The 13,624-nt window shown below is 71.9% G+C and carries 12 protein-coding genes; 6 read left to right on the top strand and 6 right to left on the bottom strand.

Annotated features, from left to right (window positions below; all coding sequences use genetic code 11):
- The first annotated feature begins 812 nt into the window (after window positions 1-812).
- From QSK22_RS19415 to QSK22_RS19400, 4 genes are all read left to right on the top strand, one after another.
- Window positions 813-1,169 (top strand): hypothetical protein, encoded by a 357-nt coding sequence (locus tag QSK22_RS19415; protein ID WP_285495649.1) that lies wholly within the window; start codon window positions 813-815, stop codon window positions 1,167-1,169.
- An 86-nt stretch (window positions 1,170-1,255) separates the two neighbouring features.
- Window positions 1,256-1,576 carry a hypothetical protein gene (locus QSK22_RS19410; RefSeq protein WP_285495648.1) on the top strand — a complete coding sequence of 107 codons (321 nt, stop codon included), beginning with the start codon at window positions 1,256-1,258 and terminating at the stop codon, window positions 1,574-1,576.
- Window positions 1,573-2,124 (top strand): hypothetical protein, encoded by a 552-nt coding sequence (locus tag QSK22_RS19405; protein ID WP_285495647.1) that lies wholly within the window; start codon window positions 1,573-1,575, stop codon window positions 2,122-2,124. The genes QSK22_RS19410 and QSK22_RS19405 overlap by 4 nt, the downstream gene beginning before the upstream one ends.
- Window positions 2,125-2,287: 163 nt before the next feature.
- Window positions 2,288-3,466 (top strand): methyltransferase domain-containing protein, encoded by a 1,179-nt coding sequence (locus tag QSK22_RS19400; protein WP_285495646.1) that lies wholly within the window; start codon window positions 2,288-2,290, stop codon window positions 3,464-3,466.
- Between the two features lie 128 nt (window positions 3,467-3,594).
- On the opposite strand, the gene QSK22_RS19395 is transcribed toward QSK22_RS19400, so the two are convergent.
- Together QSK22_RS19395 and QSK22_RS19390 are read right to left on the bottom strand one after the other, a co-directional pair.
- Window positions 3,595-4,587 (bottom strand): TIGR04222 domain-containing membrane protein, encoded by a 993-nt coding sequence (locus QSK22_RS19395; protein ID WP_285495645.1) that lies wholly within the window; start codon window positions 4,585-4,587, stop codon window positions 3,595-3,597.
- 79 nt (window positions 4,588-4,666) lie between these two features.
- Window positions 4,667-5,512, bottom strand: a complete 846-nt coding sequence (locus tag QSK22_RS19390) for a helix-turn-helix transcriptional regulator (protein WP_285495644.1) — start codon at window positions 5,510-5,512, stop codon at window positions 4,667-4,669.
- 154 nt (window positions 5,513-5,666) lie between these two features.
- On the opposite strand from QSK22_RS19390, the gene QSK22_RS19385 reads away from it, so the two are divergent.
- On the top strand, window positions 5,667-6,674 hold the full coding sequence (locus QSK22_RS19385; RefSeq protein WP_285495755.1) for an aldo/keto reductase: 1,008 nt from the start codon (window positions 5,667-5,669) through the stop codon (window positions 6,672-6,674).
- A 12-nt stretch (window positions 6,675-6,686) separates the two neighbouring features.
- Here QSK22_RS19385 and qcrB read toward each other — a convergent pair whose 3' ends face one another.
- Window positions 6,687-8,333, bottom strand: coding sequence for a cytochrome bc1 complex cytochrome b subunit (gene qcrB, locus QSK22_RS19380; RefSeq protein WP_285495643.1), 1,647 nt, complete (start codon window positions 8,331-8,333; stop codon window positions 6,687-6,689).
- A 332-nt stretch (window positions 8,334-8,665) separates the two neighbouring features.
- Here qcrB and QSK22_RS19375 point away from each other — a divergent pair, with 332 nt between their 5' ends.
- Window positions 8,666-9,940: a PucR family transcriptional regulator gene (locus QSK22_RS19375; protein WP_285495642.1), complete on the top strand. Its 1,275-nt coding sequence runs from the start codon at window positions 8,666-8,668 to the stop codon at window positions 9,938-9,940.
- A 43-nt stretch (window positions 9,941-9,983) separates the two neighbouring features.
- Here QSK22_RS19375 and QSK22_RS19370 read toward each other — a convergent pair whose 3' ends face one another.
- The 3 genes from QSK22_RS19370 to QSK22_RS19360 form a co-directional block, all read right to left on the bottom strand.
- Window positions 9,984-11,057, bottom strand: coding sequence for a sensor histidine kinase (locus QSK22_RS19370; protein WP_285495641.1), 1,074 nt, complete (start codon window positions 11,055-11,057; stop codon window positions 9,984-9,986).
- A complete protein-coding gene (locus tag QSK22_RS19365) occupies window positions 11,054-11,749 on the bottom strand; it encodes a response regulator transcription factor (protein ID WP_285495640.1) in 696 nt (231 codons plus the stop codon). Before QSK22_RS19365 ends, QSK22_RS19370 begins: the two co-directional genes overlap by 4 nt.
- A 70-nt stretch (window positions 11,750-11,819) precedes the next feature.
- The gene (locus QSK22_RS19360) at window positions 11,820-13,301 is read right to left on the bottom strand and encodes a glutamate-cysteine ligase family protein (protein WP_285495639.1); all 1,482 of its coding nucleotides are present in this window, start codon (window positions 13,299-13,301) and stop codon (window positions 11,820-11,822) included.
- Window positions 13,302-13,624: the final 323 nt, after the last annotated feature.

The following is a 13,624-nucleotide window of genomic DNA, read 5'->3' as shown; positions in this document are numbered from 1 at the left end:
TTGGACGTCTGGGACGTTCTTGAACGGTAACGCGAAAACGTCCTGGACGTCCCAGGAACGGTGTTCAAGCGTCCGGCGAAGAGGGCGCATCCTCATGAGACACAAAACGAGGCGGGCTCGGACGCAGCGATTGCCCCGTTGGCCGAGTCCTTGACCGGAGGGAGTTTCGGCATATGCCCGATCTTAGGGGCCAAAAAGACTACTGCAATCAGTTGGTGGTGTTGGGTACGCGTTTGTCCGCAGTCGAATGGTCGTGGACTGCACCGCCTACGGGCTGAAGGCACAGAACCCGGTGGCGGTTGCGCTTCCTGCGGCTCGTGCTCTGCTGGCGAGACGGCCGGAGGACGTGATCGCGAGGGACATCGAACGAACGACGGGTTGGGTGGTGTGGTTCGGCCGTGTCACCGGGCACTACTGGGCGACGCCCCGGGTGCCGCACCCGTGGGCTCGTCTGCTGGAGAGCGACTCCCCGGATGGTCTGAGAGCGGCCATCGTTCAGGTGGAGATGTTCTACGGCGGCGTCGCGCCGCTGTCAGGGGGCCGCGCTCGCGTTGCAGTGCCGTGTCCCAGAGGTGACGGTGGCGCTGGTGGCGGTTCCGGAGGGCGAGACAGCGTCACGGGGTGAGGTGCTGCGTGTGACGTATCGGCAGTGGGACCCGGGATATCGCCTGGGACAGCAACACCGGGGTTTGCGTGTCACGCAGGCCCTTCGCGGGTGAGTGATTCGGGCCCGCAGTAGAAGCGGCAGTCGATCACGTCGGGTCGGCTGTCAGGGCGGGCCGATCAAGCGATCAGGAAGAGGAGGACTGCCGGTGGAGTCAGAGTTCGTCCAGTCGGTTGGACCGGCGATGGCGGAGGAGATGCCGCCCCGGCTGGTGGACGCGTTCGCCGAGGTGCCACAGCTGCCGGGGGTTGTGCACGACGCAATGGCCCACCTTGAGGAGCTGCGCCACGAGCTGATCAGTCGTGGCTGGAAGGCAGACATCCGCAGGACCGACCGTCGTGTCGCGCTGCGCGTGAGCAACCCGGAGCAGCCCAGGCTCAACGACGACATCGTCTGTGACGGCGAGGTGTTCCGGTGGCCTTGGGGGCAGGGCATCGGGGCGGTGGGTGAGGTGGCGGGGGTCGCGGAGCGGGTCATGTACGTGCTGCGCGAGGTCGGCGAGTGAACGGCGCGGGCTCGCTGCGGCGGGACTTTCCCGGGTGGCTCATCACCCATGACGGCGACGGGTGGTCGGCCGAAAGAGCGGATGGCTTGCGGCTTTCCGCACTGGTGGTCACGCAGGTGCGGGCCGCGGGCTTCGAGGCGCTGCGGGCGGCGCTGGAGGTCATCGCCCGTGGTGACGCCGAGATCCTGCTGCGGCGTCTGGCGCGGGCGTTGGGCAAGCGGGGGCGTCGGGCTCGGGTGTGCGGGGGCTGCCTGACGGTGCGTGCGCCTGACGGGCGGGAGAAGGTCGTCACCTGCAACGGTGGTCGGTTCCGATGGGAGGGCGGCTGGGCGGTCGGGTCGGTCACCGATGTGGAGGAGACGGCCGCTCTCATCGACAGGGCGTTGTGGAAGGTGTGCTCGCGATGAGTCGCGACGCGGTGGGCCACGCGCTGGCGGAGGACGTCCAGAGGAGGTTCGCGGGCACCGGCGTGCTCACCTGGTACGGGAACGCCACGGGGAGCTATTGGGCCTATCTGCCGCCGCCGCTGTATCGGCTGCTGGAGGCCGACGACCCGGAGCAACTCGCCGCCTGCATCGCGCATATCCGCAGAATGGGCGGGCTGTCGACGGATGATCATCCGCAGGTGCGGAGGGGAGACGCCGGAAAGGGGCAGCGGAGCGTCTCGGGGGCGTGCGGTGGAATCCATGTCCATCCGATGCGCGTGCGGGCCCTCAAAATGCACTGGTACCGGATGTGGGGGCCGGAGCGGGCGCGGGTGCTGGAATCCACGTGCTCGTTGTGCGGCCCGGTGCGGTACCAGCTCGTCACGGTCGGTGGCGCGTACGCGATCAGGCGCATCGAGGTCGGGGCGGGAGAGACCCGGGTGTGGATGACGCCGCGCGATGTGCGGCGCAGGACCGTCCTGAAATGGTGGCATGCGCTGGTGGACGGCGCAGGAACGCAACGCAGGTAAAAGCCGCCGGGTACCGGTGGCGGAGAAGTGCGACGGCGAGGAGGATGACGGTGGGAAAGCACGAGGACAAGGACCAGAAGGAGATCCAGGGCGACCGGCAGCAGAAGGGCCGTCCGATTCCACCGGCGGACCCCGGCAAAGGCAGCGGGAAGCGAGGTAAGTGATGGACGCGGACGCACGAATCGACGCGCTGGTTGATCAGCTCGTCGCTCGTGGCGACCTGGCGGACGACTCGTGGCGTGCCGCACTCCACGCGGTTCCTCGACATCTGTTCGCCCCGCAGGTGGCGTGGGCCGCGCCCTTCGGCGGTCCGCGGCACAAGATCAACCTAGAAGAGGATCCCGCCGGCTGGTGGCAGGCGGTGTACGACCCCGGCACGGCCATCCTCACCCGGTTCGGCGACAGCACCGGCGACAACGAGCCGCGCGCCCCCACCTCGTCGCTGTCGGCGCCGAACATCGTGCTGCCCTTCCTGGAACTGCTGCACCCGATCGGCGGTCAGCGGACGCTGGACGTCGGAACGGGAACGGGATGGACCGCCGCCCTGCTGAGTGAACGGGTCGGCGCCCACAACGTGGTGTCGGTGGAGATCGACGAACACGTGGCCCGGCAGGCGGCGGAGAACCTGGAGGCCCTCGGTACCCGCCCGACCCTGATCACCGGGGACGCCGTCACCTGCCTCCCGGAAAATGAAACGTTCGATCTCGTGCACGTGACCTGCGGCGTCACCGAATTCCCCTACCAGTGGGTGCGGCAGACCCGCCCGGGCGGCGCCCTCGTGTTCCCCTGGATGCCGGACTTCTCCTACGGGTACCGGGTCCGGCTCGACGTGCTGCCCGACGGGGTGGCGACCGGACGTCTCGCCGGGTCGGCCGGGTTCATGATGCTGCGGTCCCAGCAGGGCCACCGCACCACCCCCATGGGCGAGTGGGTCGCCGCCGTCGAAGACTTCGCGGCGTCCACCACACGCCTGGACCCTCGGTTGCTCTTGCACACCCCCGGCGGCGGGTTGGAGGCCGCCATGTCCGCCCTCGTCCCGGGCGTGCGCGCCGACCTGGTGTACGACCCCGAACCTACGGGCGAGGCCACCCTGTGGCTGCTGGAGGCCACCGGCCCCGGCGGTGCCTGGGCCTCGGTGGACTACGTCCCCGGCAAAGACGAGTTCGCCGTGGAGCAGGCCGGCGACCGGCGTCTGTGGGACGAGGCCGAAGCCGCCTACTTCCAGTGGATCCGCTGGGGGCGCCCCACCCTCGAACGCTTCGGCCTCACCGTGACCCCGGACGGGCAGCAGGTGTGGCTAGACGACCCCGGCAACCTCATCGGGCGAGCGTCGCGCGGTTGAGCGCACGGGTGTCAAGGACGGTCGCACCGGCGGGCATGGCGGCTCCTCAGGGGGCTCGGTTCACCTCGGCGACCAGAGTCCCAGGAGAAGCGGTCAGAAAATGACCGCTTCTCGCGCGGACCGGGGTGTCAGCTGCCGCCGCCGCAACCGCTGCCGCAGCCGCTGCCGCAGGACGATCCGCAGCTGCTGCCGCAGGAGCTGCCGCCGCTGCAGCCGCTGGACGAGCAGACCGACGCGGAGGACGAGCACGATGGCCCCGAGTAGCCGATGCCGCCCGACGACGACGCCGCCCCCGCCATCTGCATGAGCCGTCCCAGCCCCGCGGCCTGCGAGAACATCGGATCGATGCTCATCAGCGCCGCCGTGCCGAACAGGGCCACGCCCATGGCGGCCGCGGGAGTTCCGTAGGTGGACCAGGCGGGGAACACGCGCGGATCCAGGTGGCCGTGCCGCTGCCGGGTGTCCTTCAGGGCGGCCTTGACGGCGCGGGTCTTGTCGGTACCGCCCTGCATCAGGGCGAACGCGATCAGCAGCACCATGACCAGCGGCACGATCATGACTCCGCCGAACGGGACGGTGGGGCCGTCGAACCACATGTTGTCGGCCATGTACCAGGCCAGGCGGGCCATGCTGACGCCGAGCACCAGCCACAGCGGCACGGCGGTGAGCCGGGCCAGACGGCGGTGGCGCTCGTCCATGAACATGCCTTGCGGGACCAGGCCGTCGCGCAGGGCCTTGATCGCCTCTTTGACGGTCTCGTTCGCGGCCACCGCCGCCACCGTCCGCGCCTCGCGCCTGCGGACGGCCTCGTGCACGGCCTCGTCCAGCGGGGTGTTCGCCGCCCGCCGCTCGCCGGTGACGTGCAAGTCGCCGCCGGGATGGTCGGCCCGGATGGCGCCGTCCAGACGCAGTGAAAGCAGCACCGCCGCGATGACGTGGCGTCCGCCGCCGGTGAGGTAGGCGACCTCGTACGGGTGCAGCGGCCGCGTCGGCGGGTGGCCGCGCCGCAGCCTGAAGCGCACGACGACCGCGACCACGACGGACAGCCCGCCCAGGATCGCGGCGACCTTCAGGAAGGCGTAGTCGGGGACACCCCACAGGTCCCCTTCCAGCTGCGGCATGTCACCCTCCCGTCAGGCGTGCGCATCTGGGTAGACGCGACGGCGCAGCGGCCGGTTCTGGCCGCACCCTGCCATGACGCTAGCCCCGTACCGCGTGCAGGGCGCCGGGCCGACGGTCGAGATGGTCCAGGGCGGCGGAGGTGGCGTCGTCGGCGGGAAGGTGGACGACCAGGCGCTGCCCCTCGGAGTCGAGCGTCTCGTAGGCCAGCCGCAGCTCCCCCACCTCGGGGTGGACGAGGCGTTCGACGCCGGTGCGGCGCGGCGGGGTCGGCGGGGCCTGCAACCGCCGGGTGAAAGGCGCTCCGGCCAGGACGGTCAGTTCGTCGACGAGGTGGGCGAAGTACGGGTCGTTCGGGGAAGAGCCGGCCCGCAGGGCGGCGACCCGCTCGTCGGCGACGCGGTCCCAGTCGGGGTAGGCGGCGCGGGCCCGCTCGTCGGTGAACACGAACCGGATCTGGTTCGGCGGCTCGCCGTCCAGCAGGCCGATCGGCCCGGCGAGGCGCTCGTAGGAGGACGTGTGGGCCACGATGTCGCCGAGCCGGTTGAGCAGCACCGCCGGGGTGGAGTCCAGCCGGTCCAGCAGCGCCCGCATCGTGGGTCGCACCCGCCGTTCGGGCGGTACGGCCCCGGGGCACAGGACGTCGACGCCGGAGGCCGCCTTGGCCAGGTTGCGCAGTTGCACGCGCTCGTCCGGGGACAGCCGCAGCGCGTCCGCGAGCGCGGCCAGGATCTGCGGCGACGGATGCCGGTCGCGGCCCTGTTCCAACCGTGTCAGGTAGTCGACGCTCACCCCGGAGAGGGTGGCCAGCTCGGCGCGCCGCAGTCCGGGCGTGCGGCGACGCGGCCCGGCGGGCAGCCCCACCTCGCCCGGAGTGACGGCCTCCCGGCGGCTGCGCAGGAACGCGCCCAGCTCATTGTCGCTCACGGCGACGAGTGTACGGACCGCGCCGCCGGATCCTGGCCCCGCCGGGGCCAGCCTCAGCCCGGCCTCCCCGGTGTCCGGCCCGCCCGCGCACAGTGGACGCATGACCTTCACCGCCGACGAGATCGATACGGGCGCCGCCGGGGGACGCGGCGTGATGCGCGACCGGCTGTTCGGGCCGACCGGGCTGCGCGTCTCGGAGCTGTTCCTGGGCGCCATGACCTTCGCCGGGCCGGACGAGGCGGACGAGATGATCAGGCTGTACGCGGACGCGGGCGGCAACGTCATCGACACCGCCTCGGCGTACGGCGACAGCGAGGAGGTGCTCGGGCGCCTCCTCCGGCACCGCCGCGACCGGTTCGTGCTGGCCACCAAGTTCACGCTGACCCGCGACGCCCGGGACCCCAACGCGGGCGGCAGCCACCGCAAGAACCTCACCCGGTCCCTCGAAGCGAGCCTGCGGCGGCTGCGCACCGACTACATCGACCTGTTCTGGGTGCACGCCTGGGACGAGCACACCCCGATCGAGGAGACCATGCGGGCGCTGGACGACGCCGTCCGCGCCGGGAAGGTGCTGTACGTCGGCGCGTCCAACCTGCCCGCGTGGCTCGTCTCGCGCGCGAACACCCTTGCCGAATGGCGCGACTGGACCCCGTTCGCGGGCATCCAGGTCCCCTACAGCCTGCTCAAACGCGACATCGAACGGGAACTGCTGCCGATGGCCGAGGCATACGGCATGAGCGTCGCCACCTACGGCGCGCTGGCCGGCGGTGTGCTGTCGGGCAAGTACACCGGACCCGGCGGCGCCCCGTCCGGCGGCAGGCTCGACCCCGCGTCGCTCACCGAACGCGACCACCGGGCCGCGCGCGCCGTCCAGCAGGTGGCCGAGGAACTGGGCGTGACCGCGTCGCAGGTCGCGATCGCCTGGGTCCGCACCCGCTCTCCCGCCGTGCACCCCATCATCGGCGCCCGCGATGCCGCGCAGCTCAAGGACAACCTGGGCGCCCTTGGCGTCACCTTGCCGCCGGGCGCCGTGGACCGCCTGGACGCGGCGGTGGAGTTCGACCCGGGCTACCCGACCGACCTCAACGCCGGCCCCCGCCCCTGGATTTTCGGCGACCGCGGCCCCCTCCTGGACGGCCGCACCCACCGAACGCGGCCGTGAGGGCGGGACTGGCTAGTGCTTCTCGTGTTCTTCGAGGGCGCGGCGCATGCCGGGGGCGCCTTCCTCGGGTTCGCGGGTCGGGACGGGGGCGAGGTCGCTCCGGAAGCGGCGGTTGAGCGCGATGCGGACCCGGCTCAGGCGCCCGCGGGCCTCGGGCGGCACGACGCCGTCGCCTTCCGGACGGCCGATGGGCAGGGCGGCGGGCGGGCGCGGATCGGTGATGGCGGCGATGTCCTCGTCGGACAGCTTCTGCTCGATCTCGGTGTACTTGCCGGTGGTCGAACGGCGGATGATGCCGGTCTCCAGGCCGTGTTCGAGGAGGGCGCGGTCGCGGCGCTGCAGGCCGAGGCAGATCCGGTAGGCGATCACGAACCCCAGGATCGGGCCGAGGAGGAAGGCGAACCGGAAGAACCAGGTCGTCCAGAACAGCGGGATGTCGAAGGTCTTGGCGATGATGTCGTTGGCGCCGGCCAGCCACAGCGAACCGTAGGCGACCACGCCGCCCACGCCGATGCCGGTGCGCGCCGGGACGTCGCGGGGCCGGTCCAGCAGGTGGTGGATCTGGTGGTCGCCGGTGACCCAGCGTTCCAGCCACGGGTAGACCGCCAGGCCGACGAACAGCACCCCGGGCACGGCCAGCGCGGGTATCAGCACGTTCATCGGCAGCGTGTGGCCCCACGCGTTGATCTCCCACGAGGGCATGATCCGCAGCGAGCCCTCCAGGAAGCCCATGTACCAGTCGGGCTGCGAGCCGGCGCTGATCGCGCCGGGGTCGTACGGGCCGAACAGCCAGATCGGGTTGACCTGGAAGAAAGTCGCCATCAGCGCCGTGATCGCGAACACCCACAGGAAGAACGCGGTGGTCTTGCCGATGAACACCGGGAAGAACGGGCCGCCCTGCACGGTGGTGTTGGTGCTGCCCTTGCCCGGGAACTGGGTGTGGGTCTGCCGCCAGGTCAGGATGACGGCGTGCAGCGGGATGAGCGCCAGCAGGATGCCCGGGATGAGCAGGATGTGGGTGACGTACAGCCGGGGGATGATCTCGGTGCCGGGGAACTCGCCGCCGAACACGAACATCAGCAGGTAGGAGCCGACGATCGGGATCGACTCGATGACGCCCGCCAGGATGCGGATGCCGGTGCCCGACAGCAGGTCGTCGGGCAGCGAGTAGCCGAACAGCCCGTTCAGCAGGACGAGCATGAACAGGATCACACCGATGACCCAGTTCAGCTCGCGGGGCTTGCGGAACGCGCCGGTGAAGAAGTTGCGCAGCAGGTGGATGATGATCGCGCCGAGGAAGATGATCGTCGACCAGTGGTGGATCTGCCGCATGAGCAGCCCGCCGCGCACGTCGAAGCTGATGTGCAGGGTGGAGGCGTACGCCTCGCTCATCCGCACGCCGCGCAGCGGTACGTAGGTGCCGTTGTAGACCGTTTCGGTCATGCCGGGCTTGAAGAAGAAGGTCAGGTAGACCCCGGTGAGCACGACGATCGCGAACGAGTACAGCGCGATCTCGCCCAGCAGGAAGCTCCAGTGGTCGGGGAACGCCTTGCGCATCGCCTTGCGGCCGAACCCGGCGGCGCCGAAGCGGTCGTCGACGGCCCGGCCCGTCGCGGCCAGCGCCTTTTCGGTCCCGGTGGGTCTGGGTGGCGTGGGCACAGCCGACCTCCCCGCACTCGGCGGCCCCGGCCGCCTGTCGCGTACGACCGGAAGGCGTGCCCTGGTCCGGGTGACACGCCCCGGTTCTGACCAACGTGGCAACTACCCCTGGAGGCGGACGGAACGCCCCCGTTGGGCCAGCATGCGCCTCCACCCGGCGTCCATGTAACAAACCCACATTTCGCTTGGCCGAAATTGGTCGAGTCTTGACTTGTGCTTGGCGGACGGGTGTCCAACAGGACATGATTTTCACCACACGGGTCGCGTAAGTGAGTAATTGCCCCTCGTGTCCGAAAGGTAACGGAGGGGCGCGGACGACGGGGAGGCACAACGTGGCCGACGACGGGTCCACCGCTGCTCACGGACGCCCCTGGGCCGACCTGCCACGGGAGCTCGCCGAGCACATGCGGCCCCACCTGGACGAGGTCGCCGACGACATGATCGAGGAGATCCGCACCCGGGTGCGCGAGTACGACCGGCCCGGCGACGGGGCCTACTCGGGCACCCTGCGGCTGGCGGTCGAGCGGGTCCTGCACTACTTCGTGGACCGGGTGGCCGACCCCGGGCACGAGGCCGCGCAGGTCGCCGACTTCTTCCGCGCCATCGGCCGCGGCGAGGCCGGGGAGGGCCGCAGCCTGGACGCCATGCAGTCCGCGATGCGGGTCGGCGGCGTGGTGGCCTGGCGGCGCCTGACCGAGGGCGCCGAGCACCTGGGCGTGTCCCCGCGCACGCTGGGCGCGATCGGCGAGGCCGTGATGCTGTTCCAGGACGAGCTGGCCGCGGCCGCCGCCGAGGGCTACGCGCAGGCCCAGGCGGCGGTGGCCGGGGAGATGCAGCGGCGCCGCAAGCGGCTCATCGACCTGATGTTCGCCGACCCGCCCGCCACCCTGGAGGCGATCGCCGACCTGGCCGCCGCCGCGCACTGGCCGGTGCCGCGCACCGTCGCCGCGGTGGCGCTCGGCCGGACCGGCGGGGAGGCCCGGCAGTCGGCGCTCCCGCCCGACATCCTGGCCGACCTGGAGCGCCGCACGCCCAGCCTGATCATCCCCGACCCGGACGGGCCGGGCCGGGCCAAGCTGGTGGACCGGGCGCTCAGCGGCTCGCTGGCCGTGGTGGGCCCGACGGTGCCGGTGACCGAGGCGGCCCGCTCGTTCCACTGGGCCCGCAAAACGCTCAACCTGGTGGAACGCGGCGTGATCGAGGCCGACGGCGTGGTGCGCAGCGTCGAGCACATGTCCACGCTGATCCTGTTCCAGGACGAGGAGCTGATCATGTCGCTGGCCCGGCTGCGGCTGGCGCCGCTGGCGCACCTGCGCGCCGGCCAGCAGGACCGGCTGGCCGAGACGCTGCTGGCGTGGCTGCAGTCGGGACGCAACGCCAACGAGGTCGCGATGCGGCTGCACGTCCACCCGCAGACGGTGCGCTACCGGCTGCGGCAGCTGGAGGAGCTGTTCGGCGACCAGCTGCTCGACCCGGACCTGCGGTTCGACCTGGAGATCGTGCTGCGGGCGCGGGCGCTGCTGGCGGGCGGGGCGGGCGACCCGCTGCTCCCGGCGGCCAAGGAGGCGGTCGGCGAGTCCGCCGAGATCGTCACCTTCCGCCGCTAGCCGCGACCCCCGCCGGCCGCGCCCCCACTGGCCACGGCCCCGCTCAGCCGCAGCCACGGCCGGCCTCGGCCGCCGCGGCGGGGTCGGCGGGGATCGTCACGCGGATCCGGCAGCCGCGCGCGGTGTCGACGACGTGGATGTCGCCGCCGTGCAGCTCGACCGCCCAGCGGGCGATGGCCAGGCCCAGCCCGGTGCCGCCGTCCCGGGCGCCGACCTGCCGGCCGTAGGAGCCGGTGCCGCGCGAGAAGCGCTCGAAGACGCGGGCGCGCTCGCTGGGCGGGATGCCGGGCCCCTCGTCCGCCACCTCCAGCACCAGTCCGCCGTCGCCGCCCGGCCGCGCGGTGACGGTGACGGGACGTCCGGGCGGGCCGTGCCGGGCGGCGTTGTCCAGCAGGTTGGCCAGCACCTGGTGCAGCCGGTCCCGGTCGGCCAGCGCCCGCAGGCCGGCCGGCACGTCCGTGTCGACCTGCACGCCCGGGTGGCCCGCCTCCGCCTCGGCCGCCACGTCGGCCACGAACGCGGCGACGTCGAACTCGGCGAGGTCCAGGGCGGCGGCCCCCGCGTCCACCCGCGACAGGTCGAGCAGCTGGGTGACCAGGCGGCCCAGCCGCTCGGTCTGCTCCAGCGCCGACTCCAGCACCTCGGGGGTGGCGGGGGTGACGCCGTCGGCGACGTTCTCCAGCACCGCGTGCAGGGCGCTGATCGGCGTGCGCAGCTCGTGCGAGACGTTGGCGACGAACTCGCGCCGCTGCCGGTCCGCCTCGGCCAGGTCGGCGGCCATCGTGTTGAACGCGGTGGCCAGCTCGCCCACCTCGTCGCGGGACGTGGCCCGCACCCGGCGGCTGTAGTCGCCGCGCGCCATCGCCCGCGCCGCCGCCGTCATCTCGCGCAGCGGGGAGGTCATGCCGTGCGCGATGAGCTGGGTGACGCCCAGCGAGATCAGCATGCCGACCGGCAGGGTGTGCCGGGTGCGGAAGCCCAGCGCGTACCCCCACACCACGATCAGGATGGCGGTGCACGCGGTCACCACCGCCACCACCCCGAACTTGATCTTGATGGAGCGCAGCGGGTCGAGGGGGCGCGGCAGCCGGGCCCGCAGCCCGTCCAGCGCGCTCACGGCCGCCCCTCCGCGGGCGCCTCCAGCGCGTAGCCGACGCCGTGCACCGTGCGGATGAGCCCGGCGCCCAGCTTGCGGCGCAGCGCCTTGACGTGCCCGTCGACGACGCGGGTGCCGCCCGCGCCCGCCCAGTCCCACACCTGCTCCAGCAGGACGGCGCGGGTCAGCACCGTCCGCTCGTTGCGGGCCAGGCACACCAGCAGGTCGAACTCGGTGGGCGTCAGGTGCACCTCGCGGCCGTCCACCCGCACGCGCCGCGACCGCTGGTCCACCTCCAGCGGGCCGACGCGCAGGGTGTCGCGCTGCGCCGGGTCGTCCCCCGACCGGCCGACCCGGCGCAGCACGGCCCGGATGCGCGCCACCAGCACCCGCATGCTGAACGGCTTGGTGATGTAGTCGTCGGCGCCCACGCCCAGCCCGACGAGCAGGTCGGTCTCGTCGTCGCGGGCGGTGAGCATGAGCACCGGCACCGGCCGCTCCGCCTGGACGCGGCGGCACACCTCCAGGCCGTCGAAGCCGGGCAGCATGAGGTCCAGCACGATCAGGTCGGGCCGGCCGGCGCGGGCCTGCTCGACCGCCGACGGGCCGTCCACCGCGATGTCCACGGCGAAGCCCTCGGCGGTCAGCCGGTCCGCGACTGCCCGCGCGATCGTCGGCTCGTCCTCCACGACGAGGATCCGCTGTCGGTTCACGCTCCGCACTCTAGGAGCGGGTTCGGTGTGCGGTCGCGGGTGGATTGTGTGGATTATGTGTTGATTGCGGTCATGCTGCGACGGGCCAGGTGTGGACGGGCTCGTTGGAGCGCATCGCCTCCACGTAGCCGCGGACCATCTCGCGCAGCGCCTCGGGCCGCGTGGCGCCGTTCCTCTCCTCCAGCGCGCGGACGGTCTCGACCTGCCAGCGCGCCCCCGTGCGCCGGGTGAGGCAGCGCTGCTCGATGATGCCGAGCAGGCGGTCGCGGCGGGACGGGTCGACGCCCCACCGGTCCAGGCCCTGGTACGCCAGCGGCAGCAGCCGGCGCAGCACCAGGTCGGTCACGTGGACCTCGCTCATGCCGGGCCAGTACAGGCGGGCGTCCATGCCGCGGCGTGCGGCGCGGTGCAGGTTCTCCTCGGCCGTGCCGAACGACATGCGCGTCCACACGGGGCGCTCCTCCTCGGCCAGCATCCGCACCAGGCCGTAGTAGAACGCGCCGTTGGCGATCACGTCGGCGACCGTGGGCCCGGCGGGCAGCACCCGGTTCTCCACCCGCAGGTGCGGCCTGCCGTCGACCACCGCGTACACCGGGCGGTTCCAGCGGTAGACCGTGCCGTTGTGCAGCATCAGCTCGCCGAGCTGGGGGATGCCGCCGCGCTCCAGCACGTCCAGGGGGTCCTCCTCGTCGCACAGCGGCAGCAGCGCGGGAAAGTAGCGGGTGTTCTCCTCGAACAGGTCGAACACCGAGGTGATCCAGCGTTCGCCGAACCACACCCGCGGCCGCACGCCCTGTGCCTTCAGCTCCTCCGGCCGGGTGTCGGTGGCCTGCTCGAACAGCGTGATGCGGGTCTCGTCCCACAGCCGGTGCCCGAACAGGAAGGGGGAGTTGGCCGCCAGCGCCACCTGCGGGCCGGCGATGGCCTGCGCCGCGTTCCAGTACGCGCCGAACTGCTCCGGGCTGACCTGCAGGTGGAACTGCACGCTGGTGCACGCCGCCTCCGGCAGGATGCAGTCGGCGTGCATGCGCAGCGGCTCGGGCCCGTCGATGTCGATGCGCATCTCCTCGCCGCGGGCGGCGAAGATCTGGTCGTTGAGCATCTTGTAGCGGTCGTTGGCCGACATCGACTCCTCGCCGATGTCCGAGCGGCGCAGGGTGGGCAGGATGCCGATCATCACCAGCTCGGCGCCGACCTCGCGGGCGCGCGCGTCGGCGTGCTCCAGATGGCCGAGCACCTCGTTCTCCAGCTCGCCGGTGCCTGCGCCGCCCAGCGTCCGCGGCGGGATGTTGATCTCAAGGTTGAACTGGCCCAGCTCGGTGGCCCAGGCCGGGTCGGCGATGGCCTTGAGCACGTCGGCGTTGCGCATCTGCGGATCGCCGCAGCCGTCGATCAGGTTGAGCTCGATCTCCATTCCGATGTGCGGGCGTTCGAACTCGAACTGCGACTCGCCCAGCATGCGCGCCAGCACGTCCAGACAGCGCCGCACCTTCTCCCGGTACCGGCGCCGGTCCTGGCCACTGATCCTGGCCGCTGCCACGTCCCTGCCCATGTGTGTCCGCCCTAGGTGTCGCTCGGCGTGTCCAACATGCGGATGTCCGATATGACCGCTCGTGAAACCATCTGAACTGGAATCAGGCGTCTTGGAGGGGGTGCCCGCTCTGCCGCGCCGGCAGCGCCCACCGGATCGGGTTTCCGGTTCCGGTGGGTATTTACCCTGGTCAGTGCCCTGGCGTGCGCGCCGGGCCCGGCGGGCCGCCGGGACTCGCGGCGGTACGTTGGGGCGAGTGCCGGACGCGGATCCGGAGGTTCGTGACACTCTGTAATGGGACGCGTCCGCAAGGAGGACGGGCCGTCCGCGGCGCGGTGAACAAG

Origin of the sequence: Actinomadura sp. NBRC 104425, assembly GCF_030269545.1 — a bacterium.
In the GTDB taxonomy this organism is placed as follows: Bacteria; Actinomycetota; Actinomycetes; order Streptosporangiales; family Streptosporangiaceae; genus Spirillospora; species Spirillospora keratinilytica.
This window is presented reverse-complemented; position numbering and strand designations above follow the sequence as displayed.